At 32.6% G+C, this 24,529-nt stretch carries 28 protein-coding genes; 3 read left to right on the forward strand and 25 right to left on the reverse strand.

Going from position 1 to position 24,529, the window contains the following annotated elements; all coding sequences use genetic code 11:
- Positions 1-142 precede the first annotated feature (142 nt).
- The 17 genes from AC1Q6O_RS22625 to AC1Q6O_RS22705 form a co-directional block, all read right to left on the reverse strand.
- Positions 143-886, reverse strand: a complete 744-nt coding sequence (locus AC1Q6O_RS22625; protein ID WP_089987132.1) for a LytR/AlgR family response regulator transcription factor — start codon at positions 884-886, stop codon at positions 143-145.
- Between the two features lie 9 nt (positions 887-895).
- On the reverse strand, positions 896-2,197 hold the full coding sequence (locus AC1Q6O_RS22630) for a sensor histidine kinase (protein ID WP_008179417.1): 1,302 nt from the start codon (positions 2,195-2,197) through the stop codon (positions 896-898).
- A 109-nt stretch (positions 2,198-2,306) separates the two neighbouring features.
- Complete coding sequence (locus AC1Q6O_RS22635) at positions 2,307-2,438, reverse strand: cyclic lactone autoinducer peptide (RefSeq protein WP_008179416.1); 132 nt, start codon at positions 2,436-2,438, stop codon at positions 2,307-2,309.
- A 15-nt stretch (positions 2,439-2,453) separates the two neighbouring features.
- Complete coding sequence (locus AC1Q6O_RS22640; protein WP_043990601.1) at positions 2,454-3,044, reverse strand: accessory gene regulator AgrB; 591 nt, start codon at positions 3,042-3,044, stop codon at positions 2,454-2,456.
- A gap of 158 nt (positions 3,045-3,202) precedes the next feature.
- The gene (locus AC1Q6O_RS22645; protein WP_253734898.1) at positions 3,203-4,030 is read right to left on the reverse strand and encodes an ABC transporter permease; all 828 of its coding nucleotides are present in this window, start codon (positions 4,028-4,030) and stop codon (positions 3,203-3,205) included.
- Positions 4,031-4,064: 34 nt separating this feature from the next.
- Positions 4,065-4,802: a SagB/ThcOx family dehydrogenase gene (locus AC1Q6O_RS22650; RefSeq protein WP_090002174.1), complete on the reverse strand. Its 738-nt coding sequence runs from the start codon at positions 4,800-4,802 to the stop codon at positions 4,065-4,067.
- An 18-nt stretch (positions 4,803-4,820) separates the two neighbouring features.
- Positions 4,821-5,654, reverse strand: coding sequence for a thiopeptide-type bacteriocin biosynthesis protein (locus AC1Q6O_RS22655; protein ID WP_008179409.1), 834 nt, complete (start codon positions 5,652-5,654; stop codon positions 4,821-4,823).
- Between the two features lie 11 nt (positions 5,655-5,665).
- Complete coding sequence (locus AC1Q6O_RS22660; protein ID WP_342550437.1) at positions 5,666-6,832, reverse strand: nitroreductase family protein; 1,167 nt, start codon at positions 6,830-6,832, stop codon at positions 5,666-5,668.
- Positions 6,833-6,852: 20 nt separating this feature from the next.
- Positions 6,853-8,526 carry a YcaO-like family protein gene (locus tag AC1Q6O_RS22665; RefSeq protein ID WP_342550438.1) on the reverse strand — a complete coding sequence of 558 codons (1,674 nt, stop codon included), beginning with the start codon at positions 8,524-8,526 and terminating at the stop codon, positions 6,853-6,855.
- Positions 8,526-9,950 carry a hypothetical protein gene (locus tag AC1Q6O_RS22670; protein ID WP_089987127.1) on the reverse strand — a complete coding sequence of 475 codons (1,425 nt, stop codon included), beginning with the start codon at positions 9,948-9,950 and terminating at the stop codon, positions 8,526-8,528. Before AC1Q6O_RS22670 ends, AC1Q6O_RS22665 begins: the two co-directional genes overlap by 1 nt.
- A 5-nt stretch (positions 9,951-9,955) precedes the next feature.
- Positions 9,956-10,696: an ABC transporter permease gene (locus tag AC1Q6O_RS22675; protein WP_342530293.1), complete on the reverse strand. Its 741-nt coding sequence runs from the start codon at positions 10,694-10,696 to the stop codon at positions 9,956-9,958.
- A gap of 12 nt (positions 10,697-10,708) precedes the next feature.
- Entirely contained in the window at positions 10,709-11,434 is a 726-nt protein-coding gene (locus AC1Q6O_RS22680) for an ABC transporter ATP-binding protein (protein WP_008179401.1), read from the reverse strand.
- 11 nt (positions 11,435-11,445) lie between these two features.
- Positions 11,446-13,848 carry a lanthionine biosynthesis protein gene (locus AC1Q6O_RS22685; protein WP_492402262.1) on the reverse strand — a complete coding sequence of 801 codons (2,403 nt, stop codon included), beginning with the start codon at positions 13,846-13,848 and terminating at the stop codon, positions 11,446-11,448.
- Between the two features lie 43 nt (positions 13,849-13,891).
- A complete protein-coding gene (locus AC1Q6O_RS22690) occupies positions 13,892-14,929 on the reverse strand; it encodes a hypothetical protein (protein WP_342530297.1) in 1,038 nt (345 codons plus the stop codon).
- A gap of 152 nt (positions 14,930-15,081) precedes the next feature.
- The gene (locus AC1Q6O_RS22695; RefSeq protein WP_008179397.1) at positions 15,082-15,255 is read right to left on the reverse strand and encodes a thiazolylpeptide-type bacteriocin; all 174 of its coding nucleotides are present in this window, start codon (positions 15,253-15,255) and stop codon (positions 15,082-15,084) included.
- 78 nt (positions 15,256-15,333) lie between these two features.
- On the reverse strand, positions 15,334-15,507 hold the full coding sequence (locus tag AC1Q6O_RS22700; RefSeq protein WP_008179395.1) for a thiazolylpeptide-type bacteriocin: 174 nt from the start codon (positions 15,505-15,507) through the stop codon (positions 15,334-15,336).
- Between the two features lie 71 nt (positions 15,508-15,578).
- The gene (locus AC1Q6O_RS22705) at positions 15,579-15,752 is read right to left on the reverse strand and encodes a thiazolylpeptide-type bacteriocin (protein ID WP_008179393.1); all 174 of its coding nucleotides are present in this window, start codon (positions 15,750-15,752) and stop codon (positions 15,579-15,581) included.
- A 473-nt stretch (positions 15,753-16,225) separates the two neighbouring features.
- Here AC1Q6O_RS22705 and AC1Q6O_RS22710 point away from each other — a divergent pair, with 473 nt between their 5' ends.
- A complete protein-coding gene (locus tag AC1Q6O_RS22710; RefSeq protein ID WP_342530300.1) occupies positions 16,226-16,864 on the forward strand; it encodes a hypothetical protein in 639 nt (212 codons plus the stop codon).
- A gap of 162 nt (positions 16,865-17,026) precedes the next feature.
- Here AC1Q6O_RS22710 and AC1Q6O_RS22715 read toward each other — a convergent pair whose 3' ends face one another.
- From AC1Q6O_RS22715 to AC1Q6O_RS22725, 3 genes are all read right to left on the reverse strand, one after another.
- Complete coding sequence (locus AC1Q6O_RS22715; protein WP_089987122.1) at positions 17,027-17,248, reverse strand: hypothetical protein; 222 nt, start codon at positions 17,246-17,248, stop codon at positions 17,027-17,029.
- Between the two features lie 957 nt (positions 17,249-18,205).
- Positions 18,206-18,772, reverse strand: coding sequence for a DUF4352 domain-containing protein (locus AC1Q6O_RS22720; RefSeq protein ID WP_090002186.1), 567 nt, complete (start codon positions 18,770-18,772; stop codon positions 18,206-18,208).
- 97 nt (positions 18,773-18,869) lie between these two features.
- A complete protein-coding gene (locus AC1Q6O_RS22725) occupies positions 18,870-19,550 on the reverse strand; it encodes a hypothetical protein (RefSeq protein WP_480205152.1) in 681 nt (226 codons plus the stop codon).
- Between the two features lie 577 nt (positions 19,551-20,127).
- Between AC1Q6O_RS22725 and AC1Q6O_RS22730 the strand changes: the two genes are divergently transcribed.
- The gene (locus AC1Q6O_RS22730) at positions 20,128-21,093 is read left to right on the forward strand and encodes an SHOCT domain-containing protein (protein WP_492402266.1); all 966 of its coding nucleotides are present in this window, start codon (positions 20,128-20,130) and stop codon (positions 21,091-21,093) included.
- 16 nt (positions 21,094-21,109) lie between these two features.
- Here AC1Q6O_RS22730 and AC1Q6O_RS22735 read toward each other — a convergent pair whose 3' ends face one another.
- The 3 genes from AC1Q6O_RS22735 to AC1Q6O_RS22745 all read right to left on the reverse strand — a co-directional run bounded on the left by AC1Q6O_RS22735 (position 21,110) and on the right by AC1Q6O_RS22745 (position 22,349).
- A complete protein-coding gene (locus AC1Q6O_RS22735) occupies positions 21,110-21,334 on the reverse strand; it encodes a hypothetical protein (RefSeq protein ID WP_492402267.1) in 225 nt (74 codons plus the stop codon).
- Between the two features lie 136 nt (positions 21,335-21,470).
- The gene (locus tag AC1Q6O_RS22740) at positions 21,471-22,130 is read right to left on the reverse strand and encodes a BRO-N domain-containing protein (protein WP_492402268.1); all 660 of its coding nucleotides are present in this window, start codon (positions 22,128-22,130) and stop codon (positions 21,471-21,473) included.
- Positions 22,131-22,349, reverse strand: a complete 219-nt coding sequence (locus AC1Q6O_RS22745; RefSeq protein WP_492402270.1) for a helix-turn-helix domain-containing protein — start codon at positions 22,347-22,349, stop codon at positions 22,131-22,133.
- Between the two features lie 193 nt (positions 22,350-22,542).
- On the opposite strand from AC1Q6O_RS22745, the gene AC1Q6O_RS22750 reads away from it, so the two are divergent.
- Positions 22,543-23,070 (forward strand): helix-turn-helix domain-containing protein, encoded by a 528-nt coding sequence (locus AC1Q6O_RS22750; protein ID WP_492402272.1) that lies wholly within the window; start codon positions 22,543-22,545, stop codon positions 23,068-23,070.
- Between the two features lie 461 nt (positions 23,071-23,531).
- On the opposite strand, the gene AC1Q6O_RS22755 is transcribed toward AC1Q6O_RS22750, so the two are convergent.
- Together AC1Q6O_RS22755 and AC1Q6O_RS22760 are read right to left on the reverse strand one after the other, a co-directional pair.
- On the reverse strand, positions 23,532-23,861 hold the full coding sequence (locus tag AC1Q6O_RS22755) for a sigma factor-like helix-turn-helix DNA-binding protein (protein WP_427535612.1): 330 nt from the start codon (positions 23,859-23,861) through the stop codon (positions 23,532-23,534).
- A 51-nt stretch (positions 23,862-23,912) separates the two neighbouring features.
- On the reverse strand, positions 23,913-24,077 hold the full coding sequence (locus AC1Q6O_RS22760; RefSeq protein ID WP_427535614.1) for a YvrJ family protein: 165 nt from the start codon (positions 24,075-24,077) through the stop codon (positions 23,913-23,915).
- Positions 24,078-24,529 lie beyond the last annotated feature (452 nt).

Here is a 24,529-nt window from a genome sequence, read left to right on the forward strand (position 1 = left end):
TGTAAAGCGTGTGAAATTTTACTGATCGTAAAATTTCACACGCTTTTTAATTTAGAGGTGGGTTTTGTCCCAGCCTCATTTTAAGTAATGATTCTACCTTTTCTATTTCCGTTAAATTCATCCATTTTTAATAAACATACTTTTATTCGATAACATTCATTTCTAATTTTTTCTGTACAGCCTTAATCATTCGTGCCGACCCATAACAAATTTCTCCGTTTTTCATTAATATTTCTTTCTTTTTAAAATCCACTTCCTGAATATTGTCGATATTTACTACAAAGGAATTATGGCAACGAATGAAACTTTCATACTCTTTTTCTACGTCTTTCAGTTTCCCGTAAAACTCCACTTGACGATTATCCAAATGTAAAACAACTTTATGTAATGGAGAGGATTCAAAAAACATAATTTCATCAAAATTAACACTAATAATTTTATCTGCAATTCTTTGAACGAATTTTTTATTGGATGTCTTATTCGTCACTTGCTTTCTTTCATTTGTCACCTTTAAACAGCTAATAACCTTACTTTGTATTGAATCAACATCATCTTTAATAATAAAATCCATCGCTGCTACTTTATAAATGAAATTTAAATAAGTAAGTTCTGAGTGCGTTGTGACAAAAACAATATCGCCTATTGGATCCACTTTTCTGATTTCCGCGCCAAGTGTGATACCATTCATCTCATGATTCAGGTCAATATCAAGAAAATATAAACCAGATCGTTTACTCTCATTTATATAGTGTAATAATTCTTCTGGATCCGCGGTTGTTAGGACCAGTTGCATATCCAGATTTTCAATCATTATATAATTTGAAACATATTTGGCTATCTTCTCTCTTTGTTCCTTTTGATCTTCGCAGATAAAAACATCAATCATCTCAATCCCTCACTTTAAAATTACAATTTCCTGCTTAAAAAAACCATCCTCGATAACTGTATCCAACTGTGTCATATTTTCTTGATCAACCATCTTCTTCAGGCTGTTCAGCCCCAGCCCTCGATTTTCACCTTTTGTCGAGAATCCTTTTTCGAAATATTGAAAAAGTTTATGTCCGGTATCACTAAACGTATTCCAAACTACAAAGGACACGGATTGTTCGAGCTCAACAAACCCCACTCGTATGATACCCTTCTCCACCTCTTCAGCTGCTTCAATGGCATTGTCTAAAATAATTCCAATACAGCGGCACAATAGTACACTGTCCATATTCAAATAATGAATTTCGTTAGGGCATTCAAAAACCACATCTATCCCCTTTTCTTGTGCTGTAATCAGTTTGGAGGAAACCAAACCTTTTACTTCTGGAATTTTAATTTCAGACAATCCTCTCATTTTAAAATCATTATCACGAATCTCTTGACTGACACGCATAATATTATCATTAAAATAGCTCTCTAAAGCATTCATATCACGATTGTTAATATATTCGGACATAGAAGATAGGATATTGATGTAATCATGGCGAAAAGTTCGCATTTCATAATAGTTTTTTTCCAGCTGTTCCGTGTACATTTGTATACTGTTTAGCTCTATTTCCTTCTCCCTCATCTCTAACTGCTTTCTGAAGGTATATACTAGGAACGACAAACTGACAGCAAAAATGACGAAATAAATAAATAAGTACAGCGTATTCATCAATACTAGCGTATTTTGATTTCCTGTTAATCGTACATAAACAATCATTGTAAAATAAATTGTATATGTAAAAAGACCCAAGAAAGCTAAAATTCGTTTTGTAATCCTATCTTCTGCATCCTTCTCAAAAACTCTGAAAGTAATTTTTTTCCAAAGATTTATAAATATAATACCAATGATGAGTGTGATAAATTGATGTAGTAATACGGCTGAAAAAATGAGTTCGTTTGTTGCTGAGGAGATTGTATCAATATCTAAAACTTTTCCCAAAATGAAAGTTGTTATATGATCAATGAGGATCATACCAATCATTATTGTTGATGCGTAGTACAGTGCAGGTATCCACTTTAGATATGTATACTTAAACATACCAAGAACAAACGCAAATATTAAGAGCGAACCAAAAATATCTAGATACGGATATAGCCCGCCCATTATTAGACTAAACAGTATAACTGCAATAATATTTTCCTTTCGAATAAAACGTTTCCCTATGACAAAAGCTACTAAAATACACTGAATGGCGACTTGAACTATAGCTAATAGAATCACACGCTAATCCTCATCTCTCTATAGGAATCTAGTATGAATATTATACTATAGAAAACCAAATTAGCAAAATTTAGAATTTTTAGCGAAAACCTAGTATTTCACATATAATTTACTTTTTGAGTTCTTCTGGAATTGTTGGTTCAAATGAATACAATACACAGAAATTATGAACACTTAACCCGCCTACTGCAACAAACAGTTTTGTTAGACCTTCTGCAAACATATTTTGAATTTTCTTCATTTTCTTCTTCCTCCCTTATTTTTTCAATAATTTATATGTTAATGGAAGAATACAGCATACAGCTAGTAGACTTCCAAAAAATACTTGATTGATGACTAGTTGTGAGCTTGTACTAACCATTACTGCTACACAAATCGAATAGCCAATAATGGCTCTGTTTCTCAGTTTTACTCTCAACGCTTTATCATTAACACGGTTCTTTTCTGTATCTTGAGGGGCATATTTATAAAGACAGATATATACAGCTAGAATACCTATCCAAAACATCGATTCTGATATTGAAATATCTCGTATGATGATCGGTAGTATTCCGAAAAGGAAAATGCTTATCAACGTGCAGGTACTGCTTTTTTGAGCATGAATACCTCTAGCATAGACCCGTACTAATAAATAAGCACTGTGAAAAATAAATGTTAGCCAAACTGAATGCAGTAAAAATGCTGTCAAGTATACAGGAACGGCCTTCCCAAGATTAATGAGGCAGACTTCAATACCCAATTTACACTTCAATTCTTGAATTCTGGTCAGTTCTTGTCTTTCTTTTAATTTCCTAACCATATATTCTGCCAACACGTCTTCCCTAAATCCCTTTAGCAGTATTTCCATTTTTATCCCCTCCTTGTTTTTCTTTACAATAATAGTATATCTTGCTCTTCTATCATTTTTTTTAATATTTAGTAACTTACTACTCTGATTACATATATGCAAAAAAAAAAGAGGAAAATACACAGTTACGAGTATTTTCCTTACAATTATGAAATTTTTCATACGACAAACTCAACCAAATATTTGGGATACAGCGTAACCGCTTCACTATATCCTTGAAGATCCATTCGATTAATACAGACTTTGTTTCTAGTGGGGAAAAACTCATTTTGTCGCATTTTATTATATAAATTAAATAACTGAATAAATAGAATTCTTTCCAAGAAGAAACACATCAACAACTCTTCATGATGCATGATGGCTGCATTCAGCTCACCTTCTGTTGAAAACTTAGGAATTTCAAACTTCGTTGTATTGATTAATGGACCAATCTCTAAACTATTTTCCTGACAGCTCAATGCCAGTATATACTTTGCAAAAGATTCAACTTGATTGATTTCTGCGATTTTCTTTTGTGTTCCAATTAGCAAATCAATATTGTCCTGTGGGTTTTCATCATAGATCGTTTGTACAAACGGTGATTTTTCCAGAAACTCTTGAACATTTGGGAATTTATCTTCTAACATGACTTGAATGTTAAAGATTTTCCCTGTATCAATAATTTTTTCTGCAAAAATCAAGTACTCTACAATAGCTTCTGTAGAAATGAAATAAGGGGTAAAAAATTCTGTATAGCTTCTCACTAGATTCAATAGATCTCTGGATTTTTGTTTTTCATAGGAGATAAACAATGTAGGGTCCTTTTCCAAAAGCTGATTTCCAAGCTTATTTTCTGAGCAGTCCATTGTTTCATCGATTCCATGATAAATAATCTCTTTTAATCTATTAAACTCGATATCTTTAACTTTAAAAGCCATGACTGTTTCTAATGTTATACAATCCTGGATCATAAAGAAATCGTTCATTTTTTTTACTTGATATTTCAATTTTAAGCAATACATATTCAACCTCCACTCCTTTCTATCCTATAAGAAATGCATACAAGGATGTTTGGTTATCACTCAAAAGTTTTGATAACTCAATATCATAAAAACCGCCCAATGGTACACTTTCCAACCCTAAGTAATTCGCTACCAACTGAATATTTTGTCCAATATGTCCGGCCTCCTGTTGAACCAATTTATAGGAGATATCTGTATACTTTCCTGAGATTCCTGACATATCACAGCTCAAAGCAACTGCGAACTGAGCGGTATTTGCCAAATACTTTTGGATAAACGCTTTACTCATTTCATCCCACGGCACGTATTGTTTAACTAATAATTTTTGAGTATCACTATTCAGCAGCATAATATTCCCCTGCTCTATCAAATCAACGTCTACCAATTGCTCGTTGAATAAAAAATAAATATTAACATAGTACTGTGCCCCCCCAGAAGGGTATGTACGGTTTTCTTTTTCACCACCAATCATGGCCAATTGAGTAAATTGTGCCATTACCTTTTTATCGACCTTCACATTCGTCTTGAATGGTTCCCTTGCCGAATATCTCGTCCCTAATGTTTTTTCAAATATATTATTATCGTCAATCGTATAATCTAAATCAATTAACGGATAATTGCCATTTCCCTGCAACTCTCTCGGTCTATGCGCATATACTTGAGTATTGGTGAATTCAGGTTCATTGATTGACATCATATGATAATCAATGAATTTTTTCTCTATATTCCTCTCTCCTTTAAAGTTCCACACATTCATTTCCTCCTTTTTAAGAAATCACCCAGCTTTAAGAAAAGCATCTGAAAAAATGAATTCATATTCCGGAGATACCCCTAATCGATTATTCAACATATGAAGATGAGAAATGACAATATAAAAGGCGTACTTTGGCTCCATTGTCGTTTGACATAACTTTATTTGAGCAAGCATAGATTTAAAAACCTTAAGATAGGGCTGATAGAATTCAATGGCAAGTTCTCCATTTTTCAATTGATCGATTCTGTTGTTAATCACTTTATATATTTGCTCTGGGGTCTTATTTTGAGAAAATTGAGTCCATATTTCACGATACGCATGAAACATTGTCTCATGCTTCTCAATATATCCTAATTCTTGAGCAATTTTTGTACAGTTATACATGAGGTCAATGGCTAACACATAACGCTGAGTTCGATTAAGCTTTTGAATAATTTGTCCAGCAAATTTTGAAGAGTGGACAAATAGTTCTTCAGACAACGCCATTGCTGCCTCCCCCCCATAACGGTTTAGCTCTGGTACATACTCGATCGCCTGAATTGAAAAGTTCGGATACGGAGCAGTTGGTACAATGCCTTCTGTCTGAATGATCGCCTCATCATAGGAAATAGCTTGAAATGAGTGACTACTATGCTTTAGATGAAAGCTCTCCAATAAGTGCTCCAATTCTTTTTCAATTTTTTCTGCTGCGTCTTGTGCTGTTTGGTATCTCAATCGGATATGGGGACCACCATCCCAATAACGAATGAAAAAATATCGAACTTTTTCTCTATCTAAATATGGCAACAAACACTCTTTTAAAAATTCTTCAATTAAGACATAATCATGAATGAATAAATGTTTAGATACCCACATAAGGTCCTCCTTTATTTTAGAAATATACTGTGACTTGTGTTCCAGCTCTTAAAAAGATTTAACGAGTAGCCAAGTTGTTCATTGTTCTCTAGTTTGAATTTTTCTTTTATTATTTTGTCATTATAATTTTTAATCCCTCGAGCAGCCAATCCATACTTCGCAGCAATAATAGATAAATGCTGTGCAAAATGACCCATCCTTAAAAAAATATCATCATAATCCTGACCTGATTTCTCAAAGGTAAAAAATAGCCAATAATACATGCCTTCCAAATTAGTGAAATCTTGATATTCTTGCAACATCTTCGTATACATAAGTTTACCTTTCGGTTGAATAAATTCACACGTTTCTCCAATCCGATAAAAGCCACTTTTGACATCAGTAATATTATCTATAAACGTCCCCAAGCCTATTCCAGGATAGTCCTGCACAGCTGCTTGGAACTCCTGCAGTATTCGATGGTGTGTATTAGCTGACATCAACTTTTTAACTACTGCATCGCCTTTAATATTTTGCTCCGATACTCTTCTCCTGAAAAATTCTGTCTCCGGTTGCGCTTTTATATCTGTTGTACTCAAATGATATTCTTGGTCTAAAGCTATTTCCAATACAAGCGGAATTGTGACAAATTCAACAGGCTTTTCAAGCGATGCTGTTGTTAGTTTACGGTGACGAATTTGATGACCATTTAAAACATAGTCAAGATTATAAAGATAATGACCTGTATTCAATAAACTTAGCATTAAAGAAAACTCACCATAATATTTTTGGAGCTGACGATTGTCATTTACGATGACGAGATAGTCTCTTTCAGCATTCAATCCTTTAAAATATTCTTGGTGATAAACATAAACTTTGTCTGTTAATGCTTTGTATACAAACATATGCGTTTTATGAACAAATACCAATTTAAGACTATCTATATTTCTAGCTTTGGGAGAAAAAGAATGGAAATAGTATTTGCTGAAAAAATCTATCCGCTGAATCATCTCTAAATAATAATAGAGATCGTAAATAATGGAACTCCAGCCATCACTTTTACCAAGTTCCTTCAAAAATTTCATGTCAATCACATCTAAATGATTATTAAACAGTGGTTCTTCATCAACATGTGCAACAGACAATGATTGCTTATAGCGATCCTCTCCGAATCGATCTAAATATTGTTGATCAATCATCCTTATTCCCTCCCGTTCAATTATGGAAATGGATGGGGTGTTTTCTCTATCCAGTCTTTATCTAGCTTCCCTGTCTTCTTAAACTGAATAGCCTTTTCAATTCGTTGACTGACAACTCGTCTATTTTGATGCCCAAAAGTCATCGTCAGCATGCCAGGCACTATATATTTCACATTTACAAATCCTGCAGAAAATAAATTCGGATTTTCTGTCATAGCCCGATACGCTTTACCAGATATATCGACCAATTGGCCTTCAAGCGTTCGAACAACCTCGGAAAATTTCCCTTGATATACTGTATACCCTGCCTCCAATTGCTCGTAGGAAGACACCATTTCTGTATTCAATGCAAACGAAAATGCATATTTCATCTCCTTGTTTGAGTAAAGTAGCAAGTGGTCTTCCAACTTGTGCACCGATTGAGGATTGTCCAACAATTGTCGTTTCCTTCTCTGATATTCCTTATTATTGAAGACATTTGTAAAAACAGTAATCGCAGTTGTAGCTTCAATCAACGCTCGCTCGATTGACTCTTCCAAGTCAAAGGAAGCCGCCGCAGCCGTGTAGAAGGCCATTTCATTTTCCTTAGGCTCCTCTTTTTCTAATAAAACCCAGATTGTCGGAATTTTCACTTCCATCGATATATCAAACAAATGTACACGGATGTTTTTTTGCTTTAAAGAGTCCAAATAAGCCTGAATTTTTTTAGATTGAATGCTAGATTCATCAATTCTAACAGGTGGAATCTGTCCATACCAAGTAGCTAAAAAAGCATCGCGTTCAATCAGCTCTAGCATCGCGTGTAGGCTGGCCTCTGCTTCTGTTGAACCGAGAGCACTGCCATTAGAGCTTTCGTAAATATATCTCTTTTCATTAGAAACAACATGAGAGTTGTAATAAATTAGCTGCTCGGGAATTAGAACATCTCTTTCACTATGCAATGCCCAAACTTTTTCATAATTCAGTGGCTGATCTTCCGAGTAATTTTCTGGATTGCCATAATTGCATTGTGCCATCACTTCACTCAGTGTGAGATCAATCACTTCAGAATCTTTTTCCCGCATTGCCCTTTGTTGCTTTTTATAAGGAAACGCTGTGGCATAGCGCTCCAATGATTCCAAAATAGAAATATATTTTGACTTTTCATACGTCCCTGTCCGACCATAGGAAAGCATTGATATTCCCTTATACAATACTTCTGTCTGAACCATTGGTGTTCCATAAGAATCGCCGGAGCGAGCCAATGCATTTACAATCGACGATGGATGCGCATAGATTAATTTTTTATTTCTTTCAATCTTTTCTCTTACTTGTTCAAAGCTCAATTGTCGATTATCTTTTGCATTGAATAGAGTATCCAATTCCTGAGGTCGATTTGAACCCGTATCTACATTACACTGACAATCTCCTCGCTTGAAGGTTGCTTTCGCTTGGATTTCCAATGTATCTCGGTTTATTTCATAGAGGAACGGTTCGCTATTTGTTTGGAGCTTTTGCACAAGTGTATCAATTATTTCTGATTCTAATCGATTTGGCTGGTCTTCTTGCCAACCAAAATATTGTTGATAGCTTTTCAGTTCTTTTGTTCGCTCCTTAAAGCAATCTAGGCAAAAGAATGAATCATTCTTTGATGAATGAATAAAAATATACTTTTGGTTTGTCAGAATCGTAGCAATGTTTGTTTGTATGGTCATCACTCCACCTCCAAAAGTTCATATTCAAAACCATGATCATTGAGTATTTTCCCTACAGTAGTCTGCTGACCATTTACTAAATTTTCTTGATTAGAGTTGTCCCAATTTACAGAACTGACTTCTTTTAGATGGAGCTCATTTAAATCTACGGATTGGAAGAATGATTCCTTAATAGATACATCATTCATATGCATACTAATCCAAGTCAGTAAAACTGTTATCAACTGAGCTGCTGTTTTTACAGGGAGCTGAAAAATGAATGCCTCCGATTTATCATTTACAGCATACAAGTAATACCCCCCTCTACTACATGCCTGGAGGTAGAAATTGGTAGATAACTTTTCTTGATTCATTAAACTACTAATAAGTTCTGATTCCTCCAGCTCATTCAGATCTAATCTGTACAGTTTCCCTGTTTTATGATGTTGGGTACTATAGATGACTTTTCCCTGCTGCTTCAATAGAAGATCCTTTGAATAACTATTTTTTAATATTTCGATAAATGCTGCCTCTGAGAGAAACTGTGCGAGCCTTTCATAAGAAATATCTGCAAAGAAGTAATTTTCATCGTCTTCTGTTTGTACAGTAATAATCTGTAACGGTGATTGGTTGTAAGTAAAATACGCTCTATTTTTATTAAAAGATACTATCTTTGAATCATATTTTTTTACAAAAGTTTCGAGTGAATTATAATTCTTGATAGCATCTTGAGGCGTTCTTACTGAAATTTGATAATCCACTTTTTTAATTCCATCAAATGCCAATTTCCTTTCAACTTCCATGAGGGAATTAATACTGAATACAGGGGCCTCTTTCCCAATGATAGATATAATGGCTCCATAATAAAGGAAACCTGCTAGAAGCTTCTCTGAAATATCCTCAGCTGACACAGCCTCAAAATTCGGATGATTTCTTGTGGAAACCCATATTTTATCTTCTTTTTTCCCAATATAATAATGTGAAGCGATTTTCCCGTCTGCCAAAACTTCAATATTTTCTACTTCTACAATTTCATGTTGAATATGATTTTCTGCCAATAATTCACTGAGATAAATTGCACCAAAATAAGATGTGGGAATGTTCACACAAATTCCCTCAATGTCTCTCAGACCTTTTTCTACTGATAGACATTGCTCTTCAACCCACGGCAAATAGAGACTGTTTTTGTGAAGATCATAAACTTTTGGATCAATTAAATAAAAAACATGTTTTTCTATAAGAAATTGAATGAGTTTTGTGTAGCGGTTAAACTCTTCAAAAAGTGCTGTTTCTTCACTTCCCTGATAGGCCTTACTAATCAGGGAAGTGATTTCATCATATTCTGAAATACTTAGTTTTAATTTTATTAATTCGTTTGATCCATATATAAATAGGTCGGGTTCATTATAGTGATATCGAATATTTCTTCGAGCCTTTATTAGCATATTACTCACTCCTTCTTATTGTTGAACTTAATGACAACTAATGAAATAATCAGAAGGGCCGATGTGTACCCGATGGAAATCAGCATATCTTGATTGAGTTCAAATGTCTGATTCCAAATTGAGATATAAATATTATTTAAATGATAGAATGGGTTTACATAAGATACATACTTCACAAAATTCGGAAGACTTTCCACCGGAACAGAGAAGCCCCCAGTAAACATAACAATTTGGAACAATACAATAGACAAAATAAGTGCTGTTTTTACTTCCTTAAAGTTTGAATAAATTGCGTGAGAATAAACCAACATCACCGCATTAATTAGTAATAAGCTTACATATGACATCAAAAAATTAACAATTGAAAGCTGCAAATCATAAACTAGTAAGCCAATCAAAGTGATTAAGAAAAAGCCTGCTGTAGCTATAATAAATGACTTAGCAATACTGGACATGAGAAGAATTTTATCAGTGATCGGCGTAATGAAAAGTCTTTTTTCAATACCAGCTGCACGATTCATTACCTGATCAAAACCAAAGGCAAAAAATACGACTGAAAAACTAATGAGGACAATAAACGAAGGTGTATACATTTGAACATAGTTCATTCCTCCGTTATAGGTTGCATTACTGAACATTTGTCCCATTAAAATATATGTGACAGGCGGTACAACAACCGTAAAGACTAAATAAAATAACTCTCTAAAGAACATTTTTAAGTCATATTTAATTTGTGTTAATAACATATTTGCTCCCCCTTATTTGGCAATCTTATCGAGATAAAAGCTATTAATAGATTTATGACCGGATTTCAGAATATTTTCTGGCGTATCGAATACTTCGGTTACACCCTCATTAATGAAAAGAACTTTATCACAATAGAGTTCGATTTCATCCATATAATGAGTCGATAAAATGACTGTACTGTCATTTTTCTTAATATATCCTGTAATACTTTCCCATAATATGTTTCGCATATGAGGGTCCAGTCCGGTAGTCGGTTCATCCAAAATAATCAAACGTGGTTTAGAAGAAAAAGCGATTGCTAGACTCACCTTTTGCTTCCAACCCCCAGATAAATTATCGAAGAATGTATTTAAATGCTCCTGCAATTCAAACTCCTCAATAATTTCATTCAGATCTACTTTGCTACCATAATAGGATCTAAAAAGATCTAGTAATTCTTTTACTTTTAATTTTTTATAAAACTGTGTAGGTTGCAATACTGCGGATATATTGCTTTTAATTTTTCCAAGCTGTGCTTGATCAATTTCTTTTAAATTATTACCAAAGACAACAACCTTCCCGTCATTAAAATCTTTAATGGTCATTAAAATTTCTAAGAATGTTGATTTCCCAGCTCCATTTTTACCGATAACACCAATAATTTCACCTTTTTCAGCAATAAAATCTATTCCTTTTAGAACAGCCTTTTTTCCGTAATTCTTTGTTAGTTTTTCTACCTTTACATTAAAATTCTGCATCGTTCACCCTCCTAATTGTCAATCGTATATTCCACAACATATTCCCTAAGCTCATTTTTAAATTCAGGTAACACCTCTTCAATAAAGAACGTAGGATCTTCACTTTCTTCATTAGTAATTTCATTCATAAAATGTTTGAATAATATGGGAACTGTAATATCAATAAACAATGGCTTCATGGCAGAAATTTCTTCACCCATACGGTATTTCTTTAAAAAGAAAGTTTCAGGTAAATCCCTGTCTTGAAAATAGTTATTTATTAATGAATACAGCTCTACTTCATTTGCCGCATCCTTGCTTATACGCTCAATATCCTCGTGTTTGATATTCCACTTCTTTCTGTACATCACAATATTTTCAAAACTAATTCTTGGCATATCACTTCTTTTTTTCAAAAAGTAATTTATATCAAAGTTAATTCTTCCGCTTTGAAACAGAAGTAGCAATACAGATAAAACACCTGGTAGAAACACTGGCACTAATGACGATTTATAGGCGACCCTTGCTTCATTTTTCTGATGGTCGAGCACTTTCAATTTTTTCGTTTTCTCATCGTATTTAACCGAAAAATCTGATATATGAGGATAACCAACATCATGGAATCTCTGATTTCCAAACTCTAAATTTAATTTTTGTTTATAATTTCTATCATGAATACCGCCATTAAATCCAAACAGCTCTGTCACTTCATAATAATTTTTATCATAATAATTTTTCCCTATATATTCTTGATACTGTGAATCATTATTCAAATCCTCAAAGAAGTCTTTAAACCTGGATAAAAATTTCTCCTGACCGTCATAAATATCGTTTAAAATTACTTTCTCCTGAAAAAGCTGATAAAAGAATGTCATACTAAATTCATTGCCGTATTTAATATACGTAGGAATTTTTTTAGAGAAGGGCTTGATTAGTTCCTGAAAATCTATTTCTACATCTTGATTTTCATCTAAGTATTGGGAAAAGAATGCTTTAAATTCGTCTCTAAGATCATCCAAAATCTTTACTTCAGGTGCAATCGCGTCATCATAGCGGTAATCCATGTCTTGGAAATAAGGGAAGAAGTATCTCAATTTTTCGAAGAATACATTGTTTAATAAATTGCTGTCAGATAAACTTATCTCCGAGTGCCCATATATTTTTTTATAAAGCGCAGCAACTTCGTATTGCACACGAATATTCACATCAAACAACAGTAAAAATGCCGTAATTTCTTCAAAAAAATGATTAGAAAATTTATTGTCAATATCTTTAAGGCTGCTCTTATTACTTTGAGCATCAAACAAGATATCTTCATATAGAATCTCCGTACCAAAATTCGGAATAGTTTCACTCAAATTTTTAATAATATCCTCAATCTTTTTCCAAAGAACTAACCGCCCATTTGTATCTGCCTGCTCGAATTCCTTTTGCAATTCATTAATGAATTGCAGCTGGCGTGATAGCTCTTCGCAAATATCATGGTCTTTTAAATAGGAAATCATTTCTTCTACAAGATTTCTTTTAGCATTTACTGAAATTTTTTGTACTACAATTTTCGTGGTAACAAGCTTTTTAAATACATCCAACTCATGCCCCGAATAAAGATCATGTTCACTTAGAAATTGAGCAAATTCTTTATAATACATCGTTTGCCCTTGTTTTTTCTTTAGAAATTGAATTACTTCTTCCGCAATCCCCATCTCAACCAGCTTATCTCTTGTTTCATATATTTTCTTAGATTGCGGTACATTCTCTTGCGTGACAAAAAAGATTTTAGAATTCCTTTGCCCAAATTTAGAAATATGGACTGGAATTTTTTCTAATGTATCATTGTTCGTACGAATAACTTCCAAAAATATTCTAAAAAGTAGCGCATGGTTTAATTCGATATTCGCCTTCTTTTTGATTAAAAATCGATTACCAGAAGAGCCTGTTTGCGTAAGATAAGAAAACGGACTAGTCTTCATAGAGCTGCGCATTAACAAGTTGATAATAAAATTGTCCAACTTTTTTTCTTTTTTATTATGTGTTTGGACAGGTTTGGATAAATATTTTTCAATGTTCTTATAAATAGTTTGATTAAAAAATAAAACGGTCTTTTGCAGCTGCTCATCTGCTATTTCTCGTTGCAGAATCTCTCTTGACTTCAATACAGCTTCCTCGTACCTTTGTTGCAGTGCTTCTTGATACAACTCTAATTGATCTAAAAGCTCTACTAGTCGATTCAATAAAATTGGCCCTGAGTATTTCCTTAAACGAATGCTACGCAAATTATGAACATCCCGTTTCAGATTCAATAGCTTCGGATCCTTTTGTAGAGAGAACTCTTCTTCAATTTGACTGACTACCATTTCTTTCTCTCTTTCAACTTTTGCATGAACATTGTCAATCGCTTCTTTAGCAGACTGAATTTCCTTCGCTTTTTCTCTCATTTCAAAGTACCACTGATCAGAAGTATTGGTTCCTCGATAAATACTAAATGGATTTTGAGTAACGATTATAGTCAAGTCCTAACTCCTCCCTCCAAGTCATCCCTTTTTTACTTTCCACAATTCTGTAAGCCATATAAATATACTTTTGCTTCTTCAAAGCACTTATATTAAAGTAAGGTAATAGTAAATACAGCAGATTTACGGTAAATCTATAAGCCGTTGCCTCAGGATTTTCCATAAAGTTATTTTCCTTTGAATAGGCAACAAAATTCCTATGAAATTCATTTTTAAAATTCTTCTCTAATTCCTCAATAGTACGAGTCAATTCCGCTTTATAGTGATCGTCTAACAATTCATCCACCTGACTTAAACAACTTCCATAGAACTCTGTAAAATAGTTAAACCATCTATTGATTATTGGAGAATGTGCTTTCTCTGCAGCTTCTAAACCTGATTGTCTTTCTAAATAAAATGTCTCAAATAGCTTTTCGGTATATGGTTTCTCTTGCTTGGCAGAAAGCTCAAAGAAGCCCTGAACATGCGAGACAAACGAAAAATAACCTTTATTATTATTCTTTTCATGATAGACATCTGAAATTCTCGAAAAAATAAGGGGAAACAGCTCCTCAACGCTAATGTTCTGTGCTTCTATATAGTTTCGAGTATCCAATAGCAATGGGTAATGTCTGAATCGTTCGTTCATATATAAATTCGTTAATCGTTCATTATGAACAGGCAAATTATAAGGATATATGTCCATTTCCCCGTGTTCTCGAATAGCTCGTTCATTTTTCTTATTTTCTAAATTTGATAGCAATCGGGAGCTTTGCTCATATTTTTTCTTCACTTGATCAATATATGATTTATCCAATGGCTGTTCTTCGATTAGCTGGCGCACTCTTTTTTTCAAAGTGTCATATTCAGATTGTGAAATTTTATTTTTTGTAATCAACTGAATATGAGGTCCCCCCTCCCAGCCTTTTGACACAAAATATTGATGTTTATCCCACAACTCATCAATAAGTAATAGCAATGATTGTTCTAATGAACTGTCATAGTTATAAATACAGGTTTGATACATGGCAACACACCCTTATGTATTTTTTCTTTAACAAGACAATGTTTGATTCTAAAAATTCATTTGTTCAATTCTTCATGGTTGAGCATCTTCAAATAAAGAGAATTGGGCGGTTGTCACAATATGTTGTTTCAACCGCTCCATTTTTTAAGTCATTAACAAGAACCACAGCATGATGTTGAGCCGCATGTAGATGATGCTGAACAACTTGTAGAGCCACTGCTTGCTGTTGTTTCTGGAATCGCAGACACCTCGTCTAAATCTAGTAATTCCACTTCTAAATCAAATTCTTTTGTAGTTACTTCCTGCGTATGCATCTCTTTTTTCATCCCTTGTTCCTCCCCATAAATAGTAATTAATTGTTTATACTATTTTTCGAAACCGACTCTACCTCTTCCAAACATTTATTAACAAGAACCACAGCATGATGTTGAACCACATGTTGATGATGCCGAACAACTTGTTGAGCCACTGCTTGCTGTCGTTTCTGGGATCGCTGACACTTCATCCAAATCTAATAATTCCACTTCTAAATCAAATTCTTTTGCATTTACTGTTTGAGTAGTCATCTCTTTTTTCATCTTTAGTTCCTCCTATAAATAATGATTATTTGGTTTCTACAATAAAAACTTAAATTTGTCCAAGTGAATTATTAACAAGAACCACAGCATGATGTTGAACCACATGTTGATGAAGCTGAACAACTTGTTGAGCCACTGCTTGCTGTTGTTTCTGGAATCGCTGACACTTCATCCAAATCTAATAATTCTACTTCTAAATCGAATTCATTTGCACTCAGTTCTTTTTTTCTTAAGTCTTTTTCCATTTTTCTTTTCTCCTTTCATTTATTTACATACACACTATAACTCGAGAATTCTACGGTTATTCATTCCTTTCATACAAACTGCTCCTCTATACTTAGGTGTCCTTGTTAGCTAAATTAGGTGTGCAATTTTCTATCTTAACTGTCAATAAAATTTGTTATTTTCATGATTGATGGCAATATAAACATGATTGATTTGAATGAAAAAGAACCGCTTAAGCATTTTTCTCAAGCGTTTTTTTCCATCTCGCTATATGAATCCTCACTTAAATCCAATACTTGTAAATATAGAACCATTTAATGGTTACTAGACCTAAGCCGTTAGCTCAATAAAAGAATTAGAAAAGAGGGGAGATTTAATGAAACATTTATATGCTTTTGAAAACGAAGAGGATTTCTCAAAATTTCAGGGGATCATCGAGAGACTTACGCAAAATTTATTAAAATTCCAATACGCATTATAACAAAATTATGCTTTGAGGGATTTACCAAAAGGTATAGGTTGGACATCCGAAGAATTAGCTACAACTATATTTTCCCAAATTCCTATACCTGCCTTTACAAACAAGGATACGATTTATATTTCTCCTGACTTATCAGGTTGGAGGAAATTATTAGTTAGCCAGTTAGAAGGTCATGAGAATGATCATCCAAGTATTAAAGAGTTTTATGAAAATATGTCAGAAAATCATTTATTAACGATATTAGGACATGAATTAGCCCATCATTCAAATTTATTCATTGATGAGTTCGATGATGAGAGAGAGGACAGTATATGGTTTGAAGAAGGAATGTGTGATTATTTAGCAAAGAAATATTTATTGAATAGCGTTGAATTTAATAAAATTACTGAAATAGAATCAAAAATGATAGAAATATTTAAAACCAAATACGGCAATCATTCCTTGGATGAGTTTGGAAAATTTAGTTATCAGGGAGGTTTAACGAGTATAATGTTTGATTATTGGCGTAGTTTTATGGCTGTCAAGTATTTAATAGAGGTACGTGCAAATCATAATGTGATGGTAGTTTTTGATGAATACCATAAATGGGATAAGGAAGGTAGGAAATTGCCATTAACGCAGTATTTTAACATAGATTCCTTATTCGACTAACGTGTATGATGAAGTTCATACACGCCAGTCCTTTTGGTATAGGGGATTTCTGTCTTACATTGGCTCAAGGTTTTACCTTAGTTACTGATAGATTAAATTTACATAAAAAAGTTCAGCCGGAAAATTATGGCTGAACAATATCTTATGAGGGACCCATTTAAATTACCATTTCACATTATTTTTATGATTTTTTAAATAAACATATTCTGAATTATTAAGGGCTTTCCAACTACTCACAAAATTCAAAAGCAGCATGAAAACTCCAAATAGTACAAATCCGACCATGTAATGACCTGAGAAAAATAAAACAAACGCTGCAACTAATAATGCTATCATCAATATGATAGCTAAAACTTGCCATTTCCCGTACTTCTTTTCATCCACACACTCCACCTCCTAATAATTGAATATTTTGCATATTTAATTATGTATTATTTTACAATTTTTTGATATTTTACACAAACTTCATGGAGGTAGCCTCTTTAAAGGATTCGCCTACTATTGAAACTTACTTCTGACACAATATCTTATTTATCAAATAATAATGAATTCTAGAAAACCAGTAATATAGGACTTCTATTTCAAGCTTTTTCTTCTATCTTATGGGGTCTCAATGTCACTAAATTTCCATTTCCACACCAGATTAACATATATTGTGTTACAATCGCTATACAGAAATATTTAAAACCTTGTAGAAGAAGGAATGAGAATTCTATGAAAATGTTAAGAACGATTTGGGGTATATTATTGTGCATATATGGAGTCGCTTTATATCTAAAATATTTCCAAATTGTCAGTGAAGGATGGAAAATAGTCCTTACTCTATTATCAGGGAGTTTATGTATTTTAGGAATTATATTAATGTTTAAAGCAATACAAAAGAAAGAATGATCGTTACTACAGCTTATCAGAGAATCAAAATTGTAGTTGTTAAAAATAACTACTTTATATTCACGAATAGATTTACAACACCCATCAAACTACTTACTCATTTCTTTAAAGGCTAATGCTGCACTCCCTAAACCATGTAAAAAAACTATCGTAGGATTCTCAGCACTTCCCCAAGTAAAAACATTATCGTTATTCATCTAAATCAATTCTCCCATACTTGACTACTTATAATATTCCATAAATAGAAATAATATATCTTTATTGTAAAGTAACCGCCTTACACTTTTATAACAAATTTTACTAAATTTGGGTTTATAAGTAAGGTGACCCTGGCCCTATCCACAGCTGATGTATCCGCATTGAATTGCTATTCTAATTGTTGCCATTATCCCACATCTTTTCGAGATAATAAAAAGCATCCTATTTTTAATTAAAGGATGCTTTAATAAATTATCGTATATTTATTTGGACTTTATCTTCTTCTTTCTCCATGAAGATACTTATACTTTCTGAAGCCTCCACTACATTATCCGGCATTTCGATAGCAACAAACCCTTTAGCAGTTGATAAAGGGCGCACATTTTCGTGATGTAAATCACCATCCATTAAAGTTAAAGAAATTTCATAATCATATTTGTCGTTAAAAACAGCTTTTATAGACGCTCCATCCCTTGGTTTCATTAACTGATCAGCTTCTGTTCCATTGTTAATAACGTTAAAATTCAGTATTAAAAACTTGTTTCCTTCATTAGCTTCAGTTGAAACCGATTCTCTTATAATAGTCTTGTTAAATTCAAACGACTCCAAAGTAACTTCCCAATCTTCTAATTTAAAAGTTTCACCAATTTGTTTAAGTTCGAATTCTTCATTTTTTTGTTCTTCCTTTGATTCTTCTTCAATCTTTTCGTCTATTTTATCTTTACTTGTTTCATTTGCTAATGAGTTACTTGTAGGATTACTTCCACACCCAGCTAAAAACAGACAGAACATAAATAGATAAATAAATGTTCTTTTCATTAAAATCGCTCCTATACATAAATATACATAATATAGTGAGATTTCACTATACTCTTAAGTTTAAAATAGAATAAACACCCATTAGGTGCTCTTCAACTTACTTGTTGGCATTTTCATTTAAAGCCTCTGGATAAACCATAGTATCAAATACTTTTCCATTTGATTCATCTTTAAAATTTATTGTGACATTATAATCTTCTACGTCCGCACCGTTAAATAATTGATAGTACATACCTGCTAAAGCTAGCCCAAAAGACGCTAATGCATCGAAACTCCCCTCATACTTTTCTTTATTTACTGTGAGTGTAAACTCAGAAAATGATTTGTTATAAGCTACATCATTTATAGAAGCAAAATCTTCGCTTGTTTTAAGTTCTTCTACACTTTTTACAATTCTTTCTTTTAAATCCTTCATCATTTCTTTGTGCTTGGATTTTGACATTTTATAAGTTAAAGAACCATCATCATTCTTAATGACGTCCTTAATTCCACTATTTTTTGCCTCAGAAATAATAGTATCTACGTCTTGCCCCATGTATAATGTAGCTGGTATTGTGACTTCAACATTTAAAAGACCTTTATCAACTTTTAATGGCTCTTCGGATGCTTTATCAGCACCATCTGTTTTCTTACCACTTTCATCACTCTGGTTACAAGCTATTAATAAAATACTTAGTAGCAATGTAAGTGGTATAATAAGAATTTTTTTCATTTTTTTCAATCTCCCTTCTTCACAAATATACATGGATAATGAAGGAATTTCTAATACTATTTTCATATTTATACATTTGTTTAAATCCACAATAACAAATACCTTCAATGATCGACCAACTTCAATAAATCAATGTTGGGAGCGTTAGAAGAAAAAAACCCGATTTACCTAGAATTCCGCTACTTATGAAGGTGAGCACCTGAAAGTTCAAACTCACTTGGGATGTTAAAATTAGGAAAACAATGAATATCTATGGCATTTATATGAAACATATCACGGACCTTGTTCACACTTTGGGCACCATTTATAAATTAAACAATTTGAATTAAAACAAAAAGCCTTACAACCGTTGTGGCTGTAAGGCTTTGTATGACGTCCCAGGAGGGATTCGAACCCCCGACCGACGGCTTAGAAGGCTGTGGTAATATGTTTTCTAACTTTTATACATTTCTATAGAACCCGATTCTAAAGGCTGTTTATCAATCTATTTTTCTCATTCCATTGAATCTTTCTCTCTATTTATCTGCTTTTATATTTATTTGGGCACCTCATGGGCACCAGTTGAAATCTATACTGACAACACCTACCAGTATTGATACAATTTTAATGTATTGTCATCATGTATTGGGAAGGAGAAACTTAAATGTACGCACTAGAACAAATAAAAGAGTATTTAAAACCCGCAGGATGGATGATTGCAACCAATCTAAAGAAGGAAATTAAATTAGTTGCTGAACAAGTTACAGATGATGAAATTATAGAGGGGGCTGCTGTTTTTACTCGCGGCTTAGCTGGCTTCAAACAATATCTTGGTGTTATAACTTCAAAGCGAATATTAACTACAGACAAGCAAAAGAATTTTATTGCCTTTGATCTAGATGGTATAAATAAATTTACTATCAATAAGAAGCTTACATCTTTTGAAGTAAATTTCGATTATAAAGATGAAGTTGTGCAAATCAATATTATAGACGATGATATTGGCAAAATGTTATTAGATAATCTGAAAGAAAAATTAGGGATTTTTCCTACTGAGAGTAATGATACAGAACAAAGGAAAATTGTTCGTGTTATGAAAGCAATCAAAATGAACATTGAAATACTCAACGGACAAGAACAATTAAAACAAAATGGTTCAGGCTATAAGTTAGCACAGACTAAACCTGGTACTGTGGAGATTTCAGTTGATTATCATGATGCTGAAACATTTAAACTTGTTAAATGGGAACGAGTTGAAAATGTTCAAAAGAGTGTTTCGAGTATTGTAGGTTGGACTGTAATCGGCAGTAAATTTGGTAATGCAGGGTCTATCGCAGGAGCTATGGGCGCTAATGTTGGGAAAGATAAGTCTGTAGCTACGCTATTCCTAAAGCGCGAAAATGGAGAGAAAGTACCTTTAGTCATTAAATGTGATAAGAAGGATCTTGAAAAGCTTTCTTTATTAATTGTTGCTGAAGAGGAAGAGACTACACAAGCAGCTGTCACTCCCCCTCCTATAACATCATCAATTCCTACAGAGGAATTAATCAAATTAAAAGAACTCTTAGATGTAGGGATCCTAACTCAAGAAGAATTTGATGCAAAGAAAAAGCAATTATTAGGTATCTAAATCCATAAATGGTTTGCTAAGTTTGAACCATTTTCATTTTTTCGTATACTTGGTTTACATATACTAATTCGCTAGGTATATGTACTGTATTAAATTGTTGTTCGGTACTTGTGAGGAATGCTATTAAGAATTCATCTAGAGAGTCGTATCTTAATAGATCGATACCTTGATTGTTTTTAATTTCTTCAAACATTGATGTAAAAGATGTTAAAGAACGTAGTTTGTCTTGTGTTTCATTCATATGCTCCTCCGATGGGAGTAACATCTACTTCATAAAGTAACAAATTCATGTTACAATTTGTTGTGTTGAAACATATTAGAGTAGATGTACTCAAATTTATGTCATGTTTTAAGTTGCAGCTTAAAGCATGATTTTTTTATTGTACATATTTCTCATACACTTTCTTACTGACCGACAAATCAAGGCGGAATTTTTCTTTTGCAATCATCAAGTCAACTGTATCGGCTAAGATTGGCTCACGATCAATTAACATTTCAGGTGTCATTTGATTCTTCTTAAGAGATTTCATGTGTCCATGACGACTTGAAACCGCTTTGTTAGCAATTGTGTTAGCTTTTATAAAGTTTACTTTTGTTGGTTGTAGCAAAGATTGATGTAACTTAGCCATTGTTTCTTTTTGATGTTCCTTGTCCATCATGCGAAAGATTTGAAAACCTTCTAAGCCTGATGACTGACGAAGTTGTTTGAGCATTTGTTTGACCCATTTTTTAAATTCTTTTGCTTCTGGACGTGGACTATTCCAAACAGCTTCATAAATACCTGACTCAGTTAAAAGAAGCATTTTTGAAACTTTCGAAAAATCTTTGAAATTCTCAACAAAAGCATCAGCACGCTTTCCTTGTTTTGTCAAGTGCATTTCACTTTTTTCGTCTTCATCTTTAACATACCTTAGCATGTCAGATGTATTAATATAATTCAGAGCTGTTGCTACATCACGTGCGACAGCGTACCACTCCTCTTTGTACCAAATGAAACGAATTTTACAATCCATCCACTTTTCTGTTTTAACGTTCATTTATACTGCCTCCTTTTCGATTTCTAATAAATCATCGACTTCGCAATTTAAATAAATACATAAAGTTTGTAACGTTTGAAACTGAATACCTTTGGCTGTTTCGTAAAACAAAGCCCTAATTGTTGTTTTTGATAAACCCGTTTCTTTTACAACATCTGACATTTTCAACTTCTTTTTGGCCAAAATGACTCTTAAATTATTTCGTATATCATCCACCACCTTTCAAAAGAATCACTAGTAGCACTAAAGGTATTTCATAAAGAACCTTTGTTGACGTTTATGTTACTTACCAAAAGTCTTATTGTCAATACTTTTTTCTTACTTATTCCTCTAAAGGTGTTTAGAACATTACCTCTCTGTTAATATTGAGTTATAATTAATTAAATACATAAAACCATAAGGAGTTAACTATATGATTAAATGTAACTTGGCCGTATTGCTTGCTGAAAGAGGCTTAAAAATGGCAGATGTTATTAATGATACCTCTCTCTCAAAAACTGCTGTCAGGGGCCTATATTACAATCAATCTAAAGGTATACAATTTGAAACTCTCCAAACTCTTTGCGATTATTTAAATGTAGGACCAGAGGATATTATAAAAAACATTAATTTTGAGTATGAAATTATTAAAACTATAATAGACGAAGATAACTTCGTTATATTATTTGAAGTTCTATTCAAATTAGAAGATAAGAATATGATTGATACAATTCAAATATCTTTATTAAAACCTAGTGTATATGAAATATTTGATAATGAAGATGCATTATTAGAATTAGATATCTCTTACAATGATTCTTTAAATAAAAGTATACTATCTCAAATAACATCAATTGAATCTCATAAATTAGATGATTTTTTTATTCAAAATTACATTGAGTGTCTAAATTTAGATAATTACCAAATAGGGTCTGTCTACATTAAAATACACAAAAAATAACACCTCAAACTGAAAAGTTATCTCTTGATAACCAAGCTTCAGATGGGGTGTTCCCTTTTTAAATGTAGTTTTGATGTCTATAAACTTATAAATCATCACTACACTTAAGCTCGATTAACAGATATATTTCAAACTTTATTTTAGATATCGTCGAAACAAAATAATGACAGCTTTTTCACATATGACTTATAATTGGATATATTAAATAGTATACATAAACTTTCGACATAATTCGACAATATTCGACAATTTTATTTAACATTTTTATCTAATTTTCCATATTATTTATTTTCAAACACAATTTTCTCTTTGATACTAAAATATTTTACTTTAATAAATAAAACAGTTGCTTACGATCCTAAATCTTCTCTAAATACTACACTTAAACAAGAACAGACGTTCTTTATAAGTGATAAAAAAATAGCCAAATAGGCAAATTGATTCTTTTACAAACTCTATGACTAACATTGTTTAATCTTACATTTTTCCTCGTTATGAAGTAAATGACTTATCCCAAGATAGATTTTCATCAACACTTTTTTACGAATAACGTAAATCATCTGCTGGCTGTAATTCATTTCTTGGGCTACCTTAACTATTGTCCATCCATTTATGTATCGAAAATTTATAAATGTAACTTCTTTTTCTGGCAATATGCTTAATAATTCGCTAATACATATTGCTATTCTTTGATCTATAGTCAATTCCCCTACTCTTTCTTTACTAATGTAAGGGTATATTTTTAGATGTTCTTCTACTAATTTATCAACTTCACGAGCGTTCGTTTTCATATCCATTTTCCCCTTGCCCTATATGTTTGCCCTTTTTGATTTAGCCTCTGTTTAGCACTTATTTCTGGATCTTGAGTTCTTAAGTTCGTTTGTTAAATTAACAATAGCAATTTCTATGTTTTTCATACTCTTGTCCAATTTAACAAGTAAAAATGTAGAAACAACAACTGGAAAGCCTAATTCCATTATTGATTTAGTTAACTCTACATACTCCATGTAAACCACCTCCAAGAGAACATAAGTTCTCTTTTACTTCACTTTATTATACTGTATACTTAGTATTATTTTCAAATTTTTACATTTAAGGGAGAGATAATGTGAGCCCAGAACAAATTACACAGATTTATTCGTTTTACTTCTTAACAACACCAATTTTAGTAAGATTAATTGTATTTAATTTTATCTTTAAAGAACACAAACATTTAATGGTTATTTTATTGGATTCATTTGTTTTAATATCAACAACCATTTGGTTAATACTGGTTAGGGATGTAATATTACCTCTACCTTCAATAACTTTAAACGGTTCTATTGTACTTTATATAATTTTGATTATTGACATAGCTTTTAATTTCAAACGATTAAAAAAGCAAAAGAGGCTGGGACAAAACTAGCTAATATTCAAGATAAAAGGGAAATCGATGCTGTTCGATTTCCCTTTTTGCTTA

It is taken from the genome of Lysinibacillus sp. GW823-FHT06C08, assembly GCF_058795135.1.